Raw genomic sequence first — 17,202 nt, forward strand, 5'->3', positions numbered from 1 at the left:
CCGTTTTGCTGGGGTGAAATTGACGCTAGGTTTTTGTCATGGCCGACACCGCTGCAGTTCTGGCTTGCAACACCGATGCGTTGCGTAGCGAGTACGACGTTGTGATCCTCGGCTCCGGCTATGGAGGCGCGATCACCGCGGCGCGGCTGGCAACCGCCAACGCGGCAGCGGGCGGCAAACTCGACATCGCGGTGCTGGAACGGGGCGCCGAGCACCCCACCGGAACCTTCCCCGAAACCGAGAAGGCCGCGCTTGGCGAACTTCGCTCGCGCTCGAATCCCTTGGGCCTCATCGAGATCGAACGCTTCAAGACCATCGACGTGATCCACGCCAGCGGACTTGGCGGCACCTCGTTGATCAACTTCAATGTGGCGATCGTCCCCGATCGGGAAGTGTTCCTGGCGTCATGGCCGCGGGAGTTCCGCGCGTTGGTGGAACAGCAGCGTGAGGGTGTTGGCGGCCTGGACGAATACTTCGGCCGAGCCCGCCGCATGCTCGGCGCCGTGCCCTATGCGGAGAACGTGCCGCTGCGTCGCGTCGAAGCGTTCACCCAGATCGCCAAGAACGCGGGTGCCCAGCTGCAGATCCTGGACATCACGGTCAGCGCCGAAGACCGCGTGACCAGATACGGCGTACAGCGGCGGCGCTGCCCCAACCACGGTGGCGATGGCACCGGTGACAACACCGGTTCGAAGAACACCCTGATGACCAACTATCTGCCGATGGCCGCACACCATGGCGCCCAGATGTTTTGCGGCATCGAAGCGGAGCGCATCGAAGCCGCCGACGACGGCCGCTGGCGGGTGATCGCTGGGCGCACCGGGCGCAAAGGTCAAGGCTCGCGCAAGGGCCAAGACGGCGATGTCGTCATCACCGCCCGTCACGTCGTGGTCTGTGCCGGCGCGCTGGGCAGCAACGGAATCCTGATGCGCTCGAGAGATGCCGGGCTGAAACTGTCTGGGCGGCTGGGTAAGAACTTCAGCGGCAACGGCGATAACTTCGCGATCGCCTACAACACCGACATGCGCACCGATACCCAAACCTGGGCGACCACCGATGGGCCGCCGCGATCCGAGCTGACTTGCGGGCCGAGCATCACCGCGGTGATGCGTTTCGGCGCCGACCAATCCGACGTGCGTAAGCGGTTCACCGTGGAGGACTTGTCGCTGCCCCGCGCGCTCGTCGACAGCTTCCGCTTGGGGCTGATGGGGCTGGCCGCGGCCAGCTATCGCGACCTGCGGCCGACCAAACTTGACCGCTGGCGTCGTGACGTCACCTTCAACACCGACGGCGCGATGAACCACTCGCTCGGATTCCTGATCATGGTGCACGACAACTCCGACGGCGAACTGGTGCTACGCAAGAACGGCACCGTCAAGGTCGACTGGCCGGGGGCCCCGACCGAAGCGGTCTACCGCGACGTCGACGCGATCATGAAACCCGCTGTCGAGGCGATTGGCGGGACGTACATCAAGAATCCGCGATGGGACAAGCGCTTCCTCGGCAAGCACCTGATCACCGCCCATCAGATGGGTGGGTGTGCCACCGCCGACAACGTCGACGCCGGCGTAGTCGACCACGCCGGGCACGTGTATCACCCCGATGGCGGCACCTACGACGGGCTCTACGTGTGTGACGCGTCGGTCATCCCGCGAGCCATCGGGGTGAACCCGTTTCTGACCATCTCGATGTTCGCCGAACGCACCGCCGAACTGATGCGTCGCGAACTTGGCCTGCCCGGCTATGACCCCGTTACCGAACTCGACGACCGCGTCTGAGCCGTCCGTCTGGGTGGCCGCGCGGGCCTAGCAGAGGCCGCTGGGAATCCCGCGCGCTGGCTGGGTCTCCTGCGTGGGCATCACCTGCGGGAACGGCACCCGGTAGGGGACCGCCGTCTTCGTCACGGTGCCCAGGACATAGTTGGGCACGCACTGGGGCAGCTTCTGGACGGCGTTGATCGCGGGGTGGCTGAGGTTGGGGCGCGATGAATTCGGCGGGACCGCGAAGTTGAACGTCGAGGTCATGTCACCGACCAGGCCGTTGCGCCAGGCGCTGATGTTGGGGACCGGAACGCCAAACCGCGTCTCGATCAACTTCAGTTGAGAGGTGTGGTCGAACGTGTCGTGGACCATCAGCGGGCCCCGGCTGTAGGGCGAGATGACAAAGCATGGCACGCGATAACCCAAACCGATCGGTCCACGTATGCCACCGGAGCCGGTGACCGCGTCGATGTTGGGCACGGTGATCCACTCGCCGGGAGTTCCCGGGGGAGCCGTGGTCGGCGTGACATGGTCGAAGAATCCGCCGTTTTCGTCGTAGCTGACGATGAGCGCCGTCTTTTCCCACACCGCCGGATTGGAAAGCAGGATCCGCAGCACGTCCACAATCGCCACAGCGCCCACATTCATCGGGAACGCCGGGTGCTCGGACAACAGGAACCCCGGCAGCACCCAGGAGACCTTGGGCAGCCGGTTGTTGCGGACATCGGAGACGAAGTCTCTGGGGTAGGTCGGCGCGATGCCGTAACGGGCTAGATTCGTCCGCGGATTCTGGGCCTGCTTGAAATCATTGAGCATCCCGTCATAGCCGATGACCGTATTGTTCAGCGCCCCCAGCAGCTTGTTCTGGTAGATCTTCCAGCTGACCCCGGCATCCTCGAGATTGTCGGGCATGGTGCGCCAACTGAACCGCCCCTGGGGTTGGATGTTGGGGTCTACCAGCAGCGGCCCCCCGTTGGCGCCATCGGGATCGATAGTGCCGCTCATCCAATAGAGCCGGTTTGGCGACGTTCCTCCGATGAGCGAGCAAAAGTAGCCGTCGCAAATCGTGAACGTATCGGCCAGCAGGTAGTGGATCGGGATGTCTTCGCGCTGGTAATAGCCCATCGTCACCGGGGTGTTGCCCTGCAGCGCACTGACCGCGGCTTGGGCCGGCAGCCAGTTGTCGTTGCCGCCGTTGTTCCAGGCGTTGTGCATGGCGATCCAGTCGTGTCCTGGGTCGTTGACACACTCACCGGCAACGAGCGGGCCTCGCGTGGTGTCGAAGCGGTAGGGGATCGTGGTTCCGGCCGGATCGTTGGACTGTGTTTGGGGGTTCCAGCCTTTCTGGGCGAACAGCGGTGAGCCGCTGTCGAATCCGTTGGTGCCCGAAAGCTTGCCGAAGTAGTGGTCGAACGACCGGTTCTCCTGCATGAACAACACGATGTGCTCGATGTCGCTCAGGTGACCCGAACATGGCCCCGCTGCGTAGGCCTTTTCGATGACCGGGCCGGCCAAGGACATGAAGGCACCGGCCCCGCTGGCGGCGGCGGCCTTGGCCAAAAACTCGCGACGCGACATCGCATCGACGGGGCTCTTGCTCACCGCCTACCTTCCCTGTGCGTTTGTGGGAGGAACGGTATACGCCGGCGATGCTTTGCTGCGCCAAGTCGACCGGCGTGTTGGAGGCAAGTTCGGATTCGCTGTCGGCCGATCCGGTTCGGCACCGGCGGGACCGGGAGCGTTCCATGATGCTGGCGTAGCGGCGGCAACGGCGCCTGGCTGTTCGGAGCCAACGGGGCTTGGCCGCCGCGTCGTTACACCAGCCAGGCCGCCGCATCGGGCGCCAACGCGCCGTCGACTAGTGGCGCGCTGGCCAGCAGCAGCTCGCCGTCCGGGAGCGTCAGCGGGCGGTCGCCGGCGTTGAGCGCGCACACCAACCCAGCCGGGCGGCGAAATATCAGCGCGCCGCGTGGGGCGCTCAGCCACCGGATTTCGTTTCCGTCGAATTCCCTACGCTTCCTGCGTAATTCGAGCGCACGCCGGAAAAACGCCAACGTCGAACCGGCATCCTCAAGCTGCTTTTCGACGGTCAGCGCCGCCCATTCGGGCGGCATCGGCAACCAGGTGTCAGCGCAGCTGGAGAACCCGAACGGGGGAGTCGTACCCGACCACGGCATCGGAACCCGGCACCGGTCACGGCCGCGTTCGGTACGTCCGGAACGTTCCCAGGTCGGGTCCTGCAACACCTCGTCGGGCAGGTCCACATCCGGCAGCCCGAGTTCCTCCCCGTTGTAGAGGAACACGGCGCCCGGCAGGGCGAGCATGAGCATCGCCATGGCCCGGGCCCGGTGCAGCCCCGTGGTCCCGCCGCCGTAGCGGGTGACCTCCCGGCCCACATCGTGATTGGCCAGTGTCCAGGTGGGGGCGGCGTTCGCCATCGCGGCGGCCTGCAGCGAGTTCTGCACCGCGGCGTGAATCTCGGCCGCATCGAAGTCGGTTCGCGCCAGCCGGAAATTGAAACCCAAATGCAGCTCATCGGGTCGCAGATACTGCGCCCAGCGAGCGTTGTCGTGTACCCACACCTCGCCGACGGTCACCGCGGCCGGGTACTCATCGATGACCGTCCGGATGTCGCGGTGAATCGCGTGCACATTCGGGTGGTTGAAGCGCGGATCGTCGTCGGTGTGGCGCAATACCTCTGCGACGTCCGATGTGTCCGGAAGCCCGGGTGGTTTGGCCATGCCGTGCGCAACGTCGATACGGAAGCCGTCCACCCCGCGTTCCAGCCAGAAGCGCAGCGTTTTCTCGAAGTCGTCGAAGACGTCGGGGTTGTCCCAGTTCAGATCTGGTTGTTCGGTATCAAACAGATGCAGATACCACTGGCCGGGCGTGCCGTTCGGATCGGTCACCCGGGTCCACGCCGGTCCGCCGAAGACTGACTCCCAGTTGTTGGGCGGCCGCACGCCGCCGGGGCCGCGCCCGTCGCGGAAGAAGTACCGATCTCGGTCGATGCTGCCTGGTCCTGCGGCAAGCGCGGCCTGAAACCAGGGATGCGCCGAACTGGTGTGGTTGGGCACCACGTCCATGATGATCTTGATGCCGCGCCGGTGCGCCGCCGCGATGAGCCGCTCGAGTGCGGCCATGCTGCCGAACAGTGGGTCGACGTCGCGGGGATCGGAGACGTCATAGCCATGGTCTGCCATCGGCGACACCGTGACGGGGTTCAGCCAGATCCCGTCGACACCGAGGTGGGCCAGGTGATCGAGCCGGGCCGCGACCCCGTCCAAGTCACCAACACCGTCGCCGCTGCTGTCCGCGAACGATCGGGGATAGACCTGGTAGAAAACCGCGGTGGACCACCACGGCTTCGCTTCGTCGCCGTCGGCCGCCATCAAAATGGTGAGTTGACCAGTGAGTGGGCGGCCATTTCCAGGTAGTCGAGCAACTCGCGACGATGATCGTCGTCCAGGGTCTGCGAATCGACGGCAGCGACGGCCGTGTGCATGCACCGCAGCCAGGCGTCGCGCTCGATCGGCGTGATTCGGAAAGGCATGTGCCGCATCCTCAGCCTGGGGTGTCCGCGCTGCTCAGAATAGGTGCGCGGGCCGCCCCAATACTGCTCGAGGAACATCCGCAGGCGTTCTTCCGCGCCCGATAGGTCCTCTTCGGGATACAGCGGGCGCAATATCTCGTCCTCGGCGACCAACTCGTAGAAGCGGGACACGATTGTTTCGAAGGTCTTGGCCCCCCCGACAGCGTCGTAGAAGGGCTCGGTCATCTGATCCATCCCTTCCATTGTGGGCCATTTGTCTTGGCTGGCTGTTGCGGGCGACCCGTTAGACCCTGTTGTTCACCCAAGTGACACGGCGTCGACGTGGCAAAAGGCGTGCGATCGGCGGCAAATCGTGGTGGACTGTTGCCCGGAGGATCTATGGCGCAGGGCAAGAAGCGCCGCGGCCACCGCAACCACGGCGCCGCGGCCAGCATGACTGGGACCGCGTCATGTCTGCACAGTGTCGATACCCATCCGCCCAACCGCCACGAGACCGCGTCGATCTGGAGCCGCCGGCGGGTGCTGCTGCTGAACTCCACCTACGAACCGCTCACCGCCTTGCCGATGCGCCGCGCGATCGTCATGGTGATCTGTGGCAAGGCTGACGTGGTGCACGACGACCCGGCAGGGCCGGTCATCCACTCGGCGACCCAAACCATCGTGGTTCCTTCGGTAATCCAACTGCGGACCTACGTCCGGGTGCCCTACCGTGCCCGGGTTCCGATGACCCGTGCCGCGCTGATGCACCGTGACCGTTTCTGCTGTGCCTACTGCGGGGCGAAAGCCGACACCGTCGACCACGTCGTGCCGCGCAGTCGCGGGGGTGAGCATTCGTGGGAGAACTGCGTCGCGTGCTGCTCAGCGTGCAATCACCGCAAGGGTGACAAGCTGCTCACCGAACTTGGCTGGTCACTGCGCCGAACGCCGCTGCCGCCGACCGGTCAGCACTGGCGACTGCTCTCGACGATCAAGGAATTGGACCCATCCTGGGCCCGATACCTCGGCGAGGGCGCTGCCTAGCGTTGTCATCGCGACTGGCCGACACTGTCGCGGTGATCAAATTCGTGTCCTAACTGCGCCGGGTGAACCCTCGGTGGGATACGGTTTGGGGCGTGAGCGTTATGGAGATTCATCTCTTTTTCGTCGGAATACCGTTGTTCTTGGTGGTTGTCCTGGGAGCGATCTTCTTGACCCGCAAGGGACCGCACCCGGCCACCTACGAACTGTCGGAGAAATGGACGCATCCCCCGATCCTGTGGGCCGCCACCGATGAGGCTGTCGGAGACGCCCACGGACACGGCGGGCATGGTTCCTCGGAATTCTCAGTTGGAGGTGGCGCCAGTGGCACATGGTGACGTAGCGACGATCGAGCCCACCGACCTGCCGCGGGGTTCGGTATTCACCAGTAGCGGACGGATATCCAGGGTGACCGAACCCGGGGAATTGTCCGTGCACTACCCGTTCCCGATCGACGACCTCGTGGCCGTCGATGACGCCCTGAAGTACGCCTCGCGTGCGTCCAACGCGCGTTTCGCGGTGTACCTCGGCGATTTGGGTAGTGACACCGCCGCTCGTGCGCGCGCGATCTTGGCCAAGGTGCCGACACCCAACGACGCGGTGCTGGTTGCGGTCTCACCCGACCAATGCGCCGTCGAGGTTGTCTATGGCGCGAACCTGCGGGGGCGCGGCGCCGAGTCGGCGGCTCCGTTGGGAGTTGCCGCCGCCACGTCGGCGTTCGAGCAGGGCAACCTGATCGATGGTCTGGTCAGCGCCATCCGCGTGCTCAGCTCGGGAATCACCCCGGCCTAGTCGCCGCGCGTCTGCCCGCGAGGGTGCGCAGCTGTACGCCCAACACGGCGTGTCGGCGTACGGTTGCGCACCCTCGCGAGGGCACACGGCCGCGCTAGAGCGCGGCGTCGAACCGTCGGGCTCGCAACGACCGCTTGACCGCGGCCTGGCCCTCGGACACCAGCCGCCGCAGCGCGGGTGCTAGCTCGGGGTCGGCCAGGAAACGGTCGGCGGCGGCAACGCCTTCCTCGGTGATGTCCCAGTAGGGGTACAAGCCGATTACCGCCGATTGGGCGACCTCGCTCGATCGGCGCTCCCATACCCCGAGAATCACCTCGAAATAGCGGGCGGTGAAGGGCTTGAGCAGCTCACCTTGTCCGGGGGCGCCGATTCCCGCGATGATGGCTCGGCCGGTGGCGTTGGCCAGCGTGTCATCCTCGACCACCGTGGTGAACGCGCGGTCTTTGACCGGGAACTGCGGCCGCGCCGCACGGGCGTGCGCACTGCTGCGCTTGCCGGTGGCGGTCGGGTCGCGCTTTTCCTCGGCGTCGATGCGGGGTGACTCCGGTCCATCGCTGTCGATGACGCCGGCGGTCGCCAGCGCGGTGACGATGCGCCAGCGCAGGTCCGTATCGACTTCCAGGCCGGCCAATCCCAACTCGGCCGGGTCATTGTCCAGCAGCGCCGCCAGCGTCTCCACATGGCGGGGCGAGAGCACCGACGTGCACAGCGCGTTGATGAAGGCCAGCTGATGATCGGACCCGGCATCGGCCGCGCGGGCCAATTCCACCAGCCGATCGGCGAACTGCGGCCAACCCGTTTCGCTGGCCCAACCCGGTTCGGCGTAGGAACCCAGCGCCGTCTGGGCTTGCAGCAGCAGTCGCTGTGCCACGCCGACTTCCGTCTCGGCGTGAATGCCGCCTGACACCAGCGACACGAAGTCACGCGCACGCAGCTCGGCCTCGCGTGTCATCTCCCAGGCCGCGGACCAAACCAGGCTGCGCGGCAACGGTTCGGCGATGTCGGCGATGCGCCCCAACGCCGTTTGCAGCGAGTCACCGTCGAGCCGCAGCGAGCAATAGGTCAGGTCGTCATCGTTGACCAGGATGAGTTTCCCGCGAGGCACACCAACCAGGGCAGGGACTTCCGACTCCGTCCCGGCGACGTCGAGTTCTTCTCGATGGACTCGCACCAACTTTCCCGACCCGCCGGCGACATCGTCGTCGTAGACGCCCACCGCCAGCCGATGCACCCGGGTCTCGCCCGCACCGGGCGCCGCGCCACTTTGCTGCACCACAAACCGGGTAAACCGGCCGTCGGCATCGACGTCGAAGTCCGGGCGCAGCGTGTTGAGACCGGTGGTCTTGAGCCACTGCTGACCCCAATTGGACAAGTCGCGCCCGGATGCCTTTTCCAGTGCGGTGATCAGATCGCTGAATGTCGCATTGCCGAATGCGTGGGCACGGAAGTAGTCCCGCAGCCCGGCCAGGAAGTGCTCGAGTCCGACATAGGCGACGAGCTGCTTGAGCACCGAAGCGCCTTTGGCGTAGGTGATCCCATCGAAGTTCACCTCCACCGCCGCCAGGTCGGGAATGTCCGCGGCGATCGGATGGGTCGAGGGCAGCTGGTCTTGCCGGTAAGCCCAGGATTTCTCGACCGTGGCGAAGGTTGTCCAGGCCTCGGTGAATTCCGTGGCCTCGCTTTGGCACAGCACCGAAGCGAAAGTCGCGAAGGATTCGTTGAGCCACAAGTCGTCCCACCAGGTCATGGTGACCAGGTCGCCGAACCACATGTGCGCCATCTCATGCAGCACCGTCTCGGCGCGCCGCTCGTAGGAGGCCCGGGTGACCTTGCTGCGGAACACGTAGTCCTCGAGGAAAGTCACCGCGCCGGCGTTCTCCATGGCACCGGCATTGAACTCCGGGACGAACAACTGGTCGTACTTGCCGAACGCGTAGGGAATGCCAAAGTGCTTGTGGTAGAAGCCAAATCCCTGCTTGGTTTGGGTGAACAACCGCTCGGCGTCCATGTACTGCGCCAGCGACGCGCGGCAGTAGATGCCCAGGGGAATGTCGCCGTGTTCGTCGCTGTAGGTGTCGTTCCAGACTGCGTACGGTCCAGCGATCAGTGCCACCAGATAGGTGCTCATCCGGGGGGTGACCCCGAAGCTGTGCACGGCGGCCGACTGGCTCTGTGAGACCTCGACCGCGGCGGCGTTGGATATCACCTTCCAGTGTTGAGGCGCGGTCACCCGGATCTCGAAAGTGGCCTTCAGATCGGGCTGATCGAAGCAGGCGAACATGCGCTTGGCATCGGCGGTCTCGAACTGCGAGTACAGGTAGGCCTCGCCGTCAACCGGGTCGACGAAACGATGCAGGCCTTCGCCGGTGTTGGAGTACCTGCAGTCGGCATCGACGATGACGACATTGCGATGCGACAGCCCGCGCAGGGGGATTCCGGTGGATTCGTCGTAACCAGAGACATCCAGCTCTTGGCCGTTGAGGCTGGCGCTGCGGACGCCCTCGGCGGCGATGTCGATCACCGTATCGGCGCCGGGCAGCGCGTCGAACATCACGGTGGTGGTCGAGCGGAACGTGCGCTCGCCGGTCACATCGAGGTTGACCTGGTAACTGTCGACCGTGATCAGGGCGGCGCGTTCGACAGCTTGATCCCGGGTGAGGTTTGGAAGAGCCACGGCGTCCAAGATATCGGCTGCGCTGGCACTGCACACGACAGCCCCGCTGCAAGATCGTGGTAAGGCTGGCCGGTGCCGTGGTCAGTGGTGCCCTGGGCAAGCGGGGCCAACCCGATTCGCCTGCCCGCGATAATCATCCACCGGTGAATTACGTTCCCCCATAACGCATTTGCGAGAAATTGTAGTGCCGACTCGGCTAGGGTGTGGTGCCAATGCTCTCGAATTTTGATGGTCGGTAAGTGCTAGCGGTGCCGTGGCTGATAGGAGACTGAGCGATGTCCTTTGTGGTGGTGGACCCGGAGATGGTGGCGGCGACGGCAGCGGATTTGGCGAATATCGGTTCGACGATCGGCGCGGCCAATGGTGCCGCGGCGGCTACGACGAGGGCGGTGCTTGCCGCGGGGGGCGATGAGATCTCGGCGGCCGTAGCCGCGTGCTTCGAGGCGCAGGCTGAGGCCTATCAGACCTTCGGTGCCCACACGGCGGCACTTCACGACCAGATTGTGCGGGCGTTGACTGCGGGTGCGGGCGGCTATTCCGCAGTTGAGGCGGCCAACACTTCGCTGCAGCAGGCCGCGAATCTGGTGACCTCTCCAGTTCAGACACTTACCGGGCGGCCATTGTTCGGCAATGGCGCCGATGCGACGACCCCGGGCGCCAACGGCGGAAATGGTGGGTGGCTCATCGGTAGCGGTGGTGACGGGGCGGCCGGCGGCGTGGCCGGCCAGGCCGGCGGCAATGGCGGTAGCGCCGGGCTCATCGGTGATGGCGGTAACGGCGGCACGGGTGGGTTCGGTGCGGCAGGGGGTACCGGTGGCGCGGGCGGGATGCTGTTCGGCAATGGCGGCAACGGCGGCGCGGGGGGCGTTGGTGTCACCGCGGGCCTAGGTGGCAACGGCGGTGCCGGCGGCAGTGCGGGGCTGTGGGGTCACGGCGGCAACGGCGGAATCGGCGGGGCAGGCGGGGCCGGGGCCGATGGCGTCAATCCTGTCCCGGCTGACGCCCCATTCAGCTACGCCGATAGTGGCCAGCAGGGTCATGACGTCATCGATGGCACCGCTGCTGGCGGCCACGCCGGCGCCGACGGAACTACCGCCGGGGAGATCGGCGGCGTGGGTGGCCGTGGCGGCGCCGCCTGGGCCCAATCACCAACGGGTACCCCCAATGTCACCGGTGGTGCTGGTGGCGGCGGCGGTGACGGGGCGCCGGAGCCATCGGCGGAGCCGGCGGAGCGGGTGGTTCCGCCGGTACCGTGCTCGGCACCGGCAGTGCCCACGGCGGGGCCGGCGGGGCCGGCGGGGCGGGCGCGGCGGGTGGCATCGGTGGCGCGGGGGGCAGCGCGGATGTGAACGCGAATGTCTTTCCCGGGCAATCCGCGACCGGCGGCAACGGCGGTATGGGCGGACGCGGCGGTGATGGCGTTGCTGCCGGCCTTGCCGGCGACGGCGGCAATGGTGGTGTCGGCGGTCAGGGTGGACTGCTGTTCGGAGATGGCGGCATCGGTGGTGCCGGTGGTGGCGGCGGTATCGGCGGAACCGGCGCTGTCGGTGGCGGGGGTGGTGCCGGCGGAGCCGCTGGCGACGGCGCGTTCGGCGGTGGCCCGTTCCACACCGGGCAGGGTGGTGTCGGCGGTGATGGCGGTGATGGCGGTGATGGCGGTGATGGCGGCAACGGCGGAAATGGCGGCGCCGGTGGCGCGGGCGGGCTGATCGGTCACTCCGGTGGTTCGGGGCTCGGCGGTGCCGCCGGCGGTGGCGGAAGCGGCGGGGCCGGTGGTTTGGGCGGCGCCGGTGGGTTCGGTGAGGGTGGGGGTGCTGCGGCCGGTGCCAACGGTGCGACCGGTGCGACCGGCAACTCGGGCCACTCCGGCCAGGCCGGCTGACCGGGGAGAAAATGCATCTCCCTCGGTGGGGCGATCCGGGAACAATCAGCGGGTGGCCCCGGTTGCGCTGAATTGACCACCGACGAGAGGACCGCACGCCATGCCCGATCAGGCCGCCGAAAAATCTATTGCCGACTTCTGGTTCGACCCGCTGTGTCCGTGGTGTTGGATCACCTCGCGCTGGATCCTCGAGGTGGAGAAGGTTCGCGACATCGAAGTGAACTTCCGGGTGATGAGCCTTGCCATCCTGAACGAGAATCGTGAAGGTCTGCCCGAGCAATATCGCGAAGCCATGGCCAAGGCGTGGGGACCGGTGCGGGTAGCGATTGCGGCGGAGCAGGCGCACGGTGCCGGTGCGCTGGCCTCGCTCTACACCGCGATGGGCACCCGGATTCACAACGAGGGCAACAAAGACCTCGATGAGGTGATCAAGCTGTCGCTGGCCGACGCTGGTCTGCCCGCCGATCTGGCTGCGGCCGCCACCAGCGACGCCTATGACGATGCGCTGCGCAAGAGCCACCATGCCGGGATGGACGCGGTGGGCGATGACGTCGGCACCCCGACCATCCACGTAAACGGTGTCGCCTTTTTTGGGCCGGTGCTGTCCAGGATTCCGCGGGGCGAACAAGCCGGCAAGCTATGGGACGCCTCGGTGACTTTCGCCGCCTACCCGCACTTCTTCGAGCTCAAGCGGACCCGCACCGAGCCGCCCGAATTCGACTGAACGCGGGTGCGTAACCGCTTGGCCAAGTGCTGAACATCGCCGGTCAGGCGCATCTATAATCCGGCCAGTGTCGATTCCCGGCCGATCGGATGTGCGGAATTATGACTGTGCGGCCTGCTAGGTAGTCGTCGATAACTACCCCGCTGGATCAGCCCCCAGCTACCGATCCACGGGCGAGCAAGAAGCGTCCCGACCGCACCCGCTGGCTGTATTTCGCGGTCATCGGCGCGGTGATCCTCGGGGTGATCGCCGGGCTGGCTGTGCCGTCGATCGGCCCACACGTCGCGGTCCTCGGGACGACATTCGTCAACCTGATCACCATGATGGTTGCGCCGGTGATCTTCTGCACCATCGTGTTGGGCATCGGTTCGCTGAACCGGGCCGCGCTGCTCGGCAAGGTCGGGGGACTGGCGTTCCTCTACTTCTTGGTGATGTCAACGGCGGCGCTGGGGATCGGCCTTTTCGTCGGCAACCTGATTGGGACGGTTCGCGGTCTGCATCTGTCCGTCGAGTCAATGGGCAGCGGCGTCGAGGTGGCCGACGCGGCGCCGCCGTCGGGCTGGATGCACGGCCTGCTCGATCAGGTCATCCCCACCTCGTTGTTGTCGGGTCTGACGAATGGCAACGTGCTGCAGGCACTGTTTGTGGCGCTGTTGGTCGGCTTCGCGGTCCAGGGCATGGGCGCTGCGGGTGAGCCCATCCTGCGTAGCGTCGAGTACCTGCAGAAGCTGGTTTTCAAGGTGCTTGGCATGCTGCTGTGGCTGGCGCCCATCGGCGCATTCGGCTGGATCGCCAGCATCATCGGGGCCACCGGTTGGGGTGCCGTGGCCAACCTGCTGATCCTGTTGGTTGGCTTCTACCTGACGTGTGCGGCGTTCGTGTTCGGTGTGCTGGGCGTGTTGCTCTACGTGGTTTCTGGGGTGTCGATCTTCCGGCTGGTTCGCTACCTGGCCCGGGAGTATCTGCTGATCTTTGCCACGTCGTCGTCAGAGGCGGTGTTGCCGCGACTTGTCGCCAAGATGAAGCACCTGGGCGTCGAACCCGCGACCGTCGGGGTGGTGGTGCCCGTCGGGTATTCGTTCAACCTCGATGGCACCGCGCTGTATCTGACCATGGCGTCGCTGTTCATCGCCGACGCACTCGGACGGCCGTTGGCGTGGGGCGAGCAGATCTCGCTGCTGGTGTTCATGATCTTTGCCTCCAAGGGCGCCGCCGGCGTGAGTGGTGCGGGTCTGGCCGCGTTGGCCAGCGGCTTGCAGGCCTATCGTCCCGAGCTCCTCGGTGGTGTCGCGCTGGTCGCGGGGACAGACACCTTCATGAAGGAGGCCCGTTCGCTGACGAACTTTTCCGGCAACGCGGTCGCGACAATCCTGGTGGGCTGGTGGACCAAGACGATTGACCGGGCAAAGGTCGACGCGGTACTGCACGGTCGCGATCCGTTTGACGAGTGGACCATGATCGATCGGGACGACGCGCCGCCGACGGGCGTCGCCGAGTCTTGAGCGGGCCGAGCCCGCCGGTTCGCCCAACGTGGCGCGACACGCCGCGCTTTGCATAGCTGACTTCCGCCAGGGAAGGATGTCGGGCATGCGCGTCTACCTGGGGGCCGACCACGCCGGCCTGGAGCTCAAACAGCAGATCATCGAGCACCTGAAAGCAACTGGGCACGAGCCGATCGACTGCGGTGCATTCACCTATGACGCCGAGGACGACTACCCGGCGTTTTGCATCGCCGCCGCGCAACGCACCGTGGCAGACCCGGGCAGCCTGGGCATCGTGCTGGGCGGATCGGGCAATGGTGAGCAGATTGCCGCCAACAAGGTCCCCGGTGCCCGCTGCGCTCTGGCCTGGAGCGAGCAAACCGCATCGTTGGCGCGCGAGCACAACAACGCGCAGCTCATCGGCATCGGCGGTCGGATGCACACCGTTGCCGAGGCGCTGGCTATCGTCGACGCCTTCCTGTCCACACCGTGGTCCAAAGCCGAGCGGCATCAACGTCGAATCGACATCTTGTCCGAGTACGAGCGGACCCACCAAGCGCCGCCGGTGCCCGGCGCTCAGGACTGAGAGCACCTGTGCCCGAAGGGCATACGTTGCACCGGTTGGCGCGGTTGCATCAGCGCCGGTTCGCCGGTGCGCCGGTGGTGGTATCGAGTCCGCAAGGCAAATTCGCTGACTCGGCCGGCGCGGTAGATGGCCGAGTGTTGCGCGCCGCCAGCGCATGGGGCAAGCATCTGTTCCATCACTATGCCGGCGGTCCGGTGGTGCACGTGCACCTCGGTCTCTACGGGGCTTTCACCGAATGGGTACGTTCTGCCGGTGAGCTTCTTCCCGACCCGGTCGGGCAGGTGCGGATGCGGATGGTTGGTGCCGAATACGGCACCGACCTGCGCGGGCCCACCGTATGTGAGGTGATCGACGACGCCCAGGTTGCCGATGTGCTCGCCCGGCTGGGACCTGACCCCTTGCGTAAGGATGCCGACCCGTCGTGGGCGTGGGCTCGGATCGCCAAGTCGCGCAGGCCGATCGGTGCACTTCTGATGGACCAGAAGGTGATGGCGGGGGTCGGCAACGTCTATCGCAGCGAGTTGTTGTTTCGGCACCGCATCGACCCGTACCGCAGCGGTCAGCGGATCACCGAAGCGGAGTTCAGCGCGGCCTGGACCGATCTGGTGGCACTGATGAAAGTCGGTTTGCGCGGCGGCAAGATCGTTGTGGTTCGTCCCGAACATGACCACGGGGCACCGTCGTACGCGGCGGGACGGCCTCGCACCTACGTGTACCGGCGCGCGGGAGATCCATGCCGGGTGTGTGGGGCCACGGTCGGTACGGCCGTACTCGAGGGCCGCAACGTCTTTTGGTGCCCCTCCTGTCAGGCGTGATCTTGATCACTATCTAGGTGCGCAACGTGACGTCACCTGACTTGCGTTCTGGCACTTCGGTTGTCGGCCCCAGGTTGGGCACGATTCTTCAGATTGGCTACAGGTTGGCCGGGTAAGTCTGGTGCCTATGAAAACTTACCCACGTTTAGCTGCAACAGGCTTGGCAATGGTCCTCGGTCTGGGACTGGCCGGAGTAGGCGTCGCATCCGAGGCTGCGGCGCAGCCCGGCGCCCCCACGCAGTGGTGCCCGGGCGACTTTTGGGATCCCGGCTGGGGGCAAAACTGGGACATGGGTCACTGTCACGACAACTGGCGTGGGCCAGGACCCAACCCCCAGCCCGGTCACGCAGGTCCGGGAGGGCCGGGAGAGCCCGCACCTGGGCAGCAGGGACCGGACGGGCCGGGTGGTCCCGGGGGGCCGGGAGAGGGGCTGGGCGGGCCGGGTGGTCCGCACTGATCCCTGACGACGCCTAGCCGGATGGCCGCACCCTGCCGACATCGGTTCGGCAGGGTGCGCTCGTTCGGGTTGGCCGCGGCGAGCTAGTCCGCGGCAACGTCAAGTGCCGCGTAGACCTCGTTGCTCAACGCGACGCTGCGCGGGTCGGCGTTGGCCTTGCTGGCGTCGAAGCGGTTCATCACGTACGCATAGCCGATCCGGTGTTCGAGGTCGACGAAACCGAACGACCCGCCCAGGCCGCCATGGCCGAAGATTTTCTGGTTGGGACCGTTTACGGCGCGCTGGTTGAGCATGTACCCCAAGCCCCAGCCGTGATCGGCGACCCGCGGCCCGAGCACCAGGTCGGTGTCGAAGCCGCCCTGCGAGACCCGGACCAGATCCATGTGCTCGCGGCTCAGCAGTTTCTCCTGCGCCAGTGCGTTGTAGAACGTTGCCAATCCCAGCGCGGAGACCTGCGCGTTGGTGCCGGGGAACTCCAGCTGGCGCCACAGGTGCAGGTCGTTGGAGCCAAGTTCGTCATCGGGGGCAAACCCCATCGCAATCGACAGCCCCGCCTTGGGGTGGTCGTCGAGGCTGGTGGGGTCGCTGGGGGCTTGCACATCGGCCAGCAGGTCTCGGGCGTGCGGCTTGTTGACCCGCTCGGCGCAGCGGCTCTGGTCGAAGGGGGACAGGCCGATGTGGACGTCGGCGCCGATCGGTTCGGCGATCTCGGTGCGCAGATACTGCCCGACCGTGCGCCCGGTGATCCGGCGGAATACCTCGCCGAGGATGAAACCGAACGTGGTCATGTGGTAGCCCTGGGCGCTACCCGGCTCCCACCGCGGCTCGGCCAAGGCCAATTGCTCGCACACGAAATCCCAGTCGGTGACTTGTTGCCAGCTCATTCGCGCGTTGGGGCCGATCACACCGGAGCGGTGGCTGAGCACCATGGCCACGGTGATGGCTTCCTTGCCCGCCTGCCCGAATTCGGGCCAATAGCGGGCGACCGGAGCGTGTAAGTCCAGTTCACCGCGGTCGGCGAGCTGGTGGACACAGGTGGCCGTGAGCGCCTTGCTGCCGGACAACACGGTGGTCAGGGTGTCTTGCCGCCACGGCCGGGTACCGGCGGCGTCCGCGGAACCGCCCCAGAGATTGACGACCAGATCACCGTCCACCCACACCGCGACGGCTGCTCCGACCTCCATGCACTGGGTGAAGTTCCGTTCAAAGGCAGCACGCACTCTTTGGAACTTCCGCGCACATGAGCCGTAAATATCGACGTCGCTCATGGCGCCTTTCTGTGGTGCATAGGCCGTGCTTGGAGCGGGCGACGGGAATCGAACCCGCGTAGCTAGTTTGGAAGACTAGGGCTCTACCATTGAGCTACGCCCGCATGTAGCAAGTCGAGCGAAACTCTACGTGGTGGCTGAGATCAAATCTAATCGACGCAGTCATGTGACCGCTTGGGACGCGGCGCGACTT

General features: G+C 66.0%; 13 protein-coding genes, 1 tRNA gene and 1 pseudogene. 9 read left to right on the plus strand and 6 right to left on the minus strand.

Going from position 1 to position 17,202, the window contains the following annotated elements; genetic code table 11:
• Positions 1–38: 38 nt before the first annotated feature.
• A complete protein-coding gene (locus MMSP_RS11215) occupies positions 39–1,778 on the plus strand; it encodes a GMC oxidoreductase (RefSeq protein ID WP_020786704.1) in 1,740 nt (579 codons plus the stop codon).
• Positions 1,779–1,805: 27 nt separating this feature from the next.
• Here the strand turns inward: MMSP_RS11215 and MMSP_RS11220 are convergent, their stop codons facing one another.
• From MMSP_RS11220 to MMSP_RS11230, 3 genes are all read right to left on the minus strand, one after another.
• On the minus strand, positions 1,806–3,338 hold the full coding sequence (locus MMSP_RS11220) for a phospholipase C (protein ID WP_036426433.1): 1,533 nt from the start codon (positions 3,336–3,338) through the stop codon (positions 1,806–1,808).
• A 236-nt stretch (positions 3,339–3,574) separates the two neighbouring features.
• Positions 3,575–5,152 carry a glycoside hydrolase family 13 protein gene (locus MMSP_RS11225; RefSeq protein WP_020786707.1) on the minus strand — a complete coding sequence of 526 codons (1,578 nt, stop codon included), beginning with the start codon at positions 5,150–5,152 and terminating at the stop codon, positions 3,575–3,577.
• Positions 5,152–5,538, minus strand: coding sequence for a globin (locus MMSP_RS11230; RefSeq protein ID WP_012395421.1), 387 nt, complete (start codon positions 5,536–5,538; stop codon positions 5,152–5,154). Before MMSP_RS11230 ends, MMSP_RS11225 begins: the two co-directional genes overlap by 1 nt.
• Before the next feature lie 153 nt (positions 5,539–5,691).
• Between MMSP_RS11230 and MMSP_RS11235 the strand changes: the two genes are divergently transcribed.
• The 3 genes from MMSP_RS11235 to MMSP_RS11245 all read left to right on the plus strand — a co-directional run bounded on the left by MMSP_RS11235 (position 5,692) and on the right by MMSP_RS11245 (position 7,122).
• On the plus strand, positions 5,692–6,333 hold the full coding sequence (locus MMSP_RS11235; protein WP_015356563.1) for an HNH endonuclease: 642 nt from the start codon (positions 5,692–5,694) through the stop codon (positions 6,331–6,333).
• A gap of 101 nt (positions 6,334–6,434) precedes the next feature.
• The gene (locus tag MMSP_RS11240; RefSeq protein ID WP_011741467.1) at positions 6,435–6,668 is read left to right on the plus strand and encodes a hypothetical protein; all 234 of its coding nucleotides are present in this window, start codon (positions 6,435–6,437) and stop codon (positions 6,666–6,668) included.
• Positions 6,655–7,122: a DUF5130 domain-containing protein gene (locus MMSP_RS11245; protein ID WP_011741466.1), complete on the plus strand. Its 468-nt coding sequence runs from the start codon at positions 6,655–6,657 to the stop codon at positions 7,120–7,122. The genes MMSP_RS11240 and MMSP_RS11245 overlap by 14 nt, the downstream gene beginning before the upstream one ends.
• A gap of 94 nt (positions 7,123–7,216) precedes the next feature.
• Here the strand turns inward: MMSP_RS11245 and pepN are convergent, their stop codons facing one another.
• A complete protein-coding gene (gene pepN, locus MMSP_RS11250) occupies positions 7,217–9,796 on the minus strand; it encodes an aminopeptidase N (RefSeq protein ID WP_036427216.1) in 2,580 nt (859 codons plus the stop codon).
• 275 nt (positions 9,797–10,071) lie between these two features.
• On the opposite strand from pepN, the pseudogene MMSP_RS11255 reads away from it, so the two are divergent.
• The 5 genes and pseudogenes from MMSP_RS11255 to MMSP_RS11275 all read left to right on the plus strand — a co-directional run bounded on the left by MMSP_RS11255 (position 10,072) and on the right by MMSP_RS11275 (position 15,284).
• Positions 10,072–11,678, plus strand: a pseudogene (locus MMSP_RS11255) (PE family protein).
• Between the two features lie 100 nt (positions 11,679–11,778).
• The gene (locus MMSP_RS11260; RefSeq protein WP_012395415.1) at positions 11,779–12,402 is read left to right on the plus strand and encodes an Rv2466c family mycothiol-dependent reductase; all 624 of its coding nucleotides are present in this window, start codon (positions 11,779–11,781) and stop codon (positions 12,400–12,402) included.
• 131 nt (positions 12,403–12,533) lie between these two features.
• Complete coding sequence (locus MMSP_RS11265) at positions 12,534–13,904, plus strand: cation:dicarboxylate symporter family transporter (RefSeq protein ID WP_036426434.1); 1,371 nt, start codon at positions 12,534–12,536, stop codon at positions 13,902–13,904.
• A gap of 85 nt (positions 13,905–13,989) precedes the next feature.
• Positions 13,990–14,469 (plus strand): ribose-5-phosphate isomerase, encoded by a 480-nt coding sequence (locus tag MMSP_RS11270; protein WP_012395413.1) that lies wholly within the window; start codon positions 13,990–13,992, stop codon positions 14,467–14,469.
• Between the two features lie 8 nt (positions 14,470–14,477).
• Positions 14,478–15,284, plus strand: coding sequence for an Fpg/Nei family DNA glycosylase (locus MMSP_RS11275; protein WP_015356556.1), 807 nt, complete (start codon positions 14,478–14,480; stop codon positions 15,282–15,284).
• Between the two features lie 540 nt (positions 15,285–15,824).
• On the opposite strand, the gene MMSP_RS11280 is transcribed toward MMSP_RS11275, so the two are convergent.
• On the minus strand, positions 15,825–17,009 hold the full coding sequence (locus tag MMSP_RS11280; RefSeq protein ID WP_036427218.1) for a serine hydrolase domain-containing protein: 1,185 nt from the start codon (positions 17,007–17,009) through the stop codon (positions 15,825–15,827).
• 30 nt (positions 17,010–17,039) lie between these two features.
• Positions 17,040–17,113 (minus strand) — tRNA-Gly (locus tag MMSP_RS11285).
• Positions 17,114–17,202: the final 89 nt, after the last annotated feature.

This window comes from Mycobacterium sp. 012931 (genome assembly GCF_000419295.1).
Classification (GTDB): domain Bacteria; phylum Actinomycetota; class Actinomycetes; order Mycobacteriales; family Mycobacteriaceae; genus Mycobacterium; species Mycobacterium marinum.

Coding starts and splice junctions, on each gene's coding strand:
- MMSP_RS11280 (WP_036427218.1), bottom strand. CDS start 17,009: ATGAGCGACGTCGATATTTACGGCTCATGTGCGCGGAAGTTCCAAAGA.
- MMSP_RS11215 (WP_020786704.1), top strand. CDS start 39: ATGGCCGACACCGCTGCAGTTCTGGCTTGCAACACCGATGCGTTGCGT.
- MMSP_RS11225 (WP_020786707.1), bottom strand. CDS start 5,152: ATGGCGGCCGACGGCGACGAAGCGAAGCCGTGGTGGTCCACCGCGGTT.
- MMSP_RS11260 (WP_012395415.1), top strand. CDS start 11,779: ATGCCCGATCAGGCCGCCGAAAAATCTATTGCCGACTTCTGGTTCGAC.
- MMSP_RS11220 (WP_036426433.1), bottom strand. CDS start 3,338: ATGTCGCGTCGCGAGTTTTTGGCCAAGGCCGCCGCCGCCAGCGGGGCC.
- MMSP_RS11240 (WP_011741467.1), top strand. CDS start 6,435: ATGGAGATTCATCTCTTTTTCGTCGGAATACCGTTGTTCTTGGTGGTT.
- MMSP_RS11230 (WP_012395421.1), bottom strand. CDS start 5,538: ATGACCGAGCCCTTCTACGACGCTGTCGGGGGGGCCAAGACCTTCGAA.
- MMSP_RS11270 (WP_012395413.1), top strand. CDS start 13,990: ATGCGCGTCTACCTGGGGGCCGACCACGCCGGCCTGGAGCTCAAACAG.
- MMSP_RS11235 (WP_015356563.1), top strand. CDS start 5,692: ATGGCGCAGGGCAAGAAGCGCCGCGGCCACCGCAACCACGGCGCCGCG.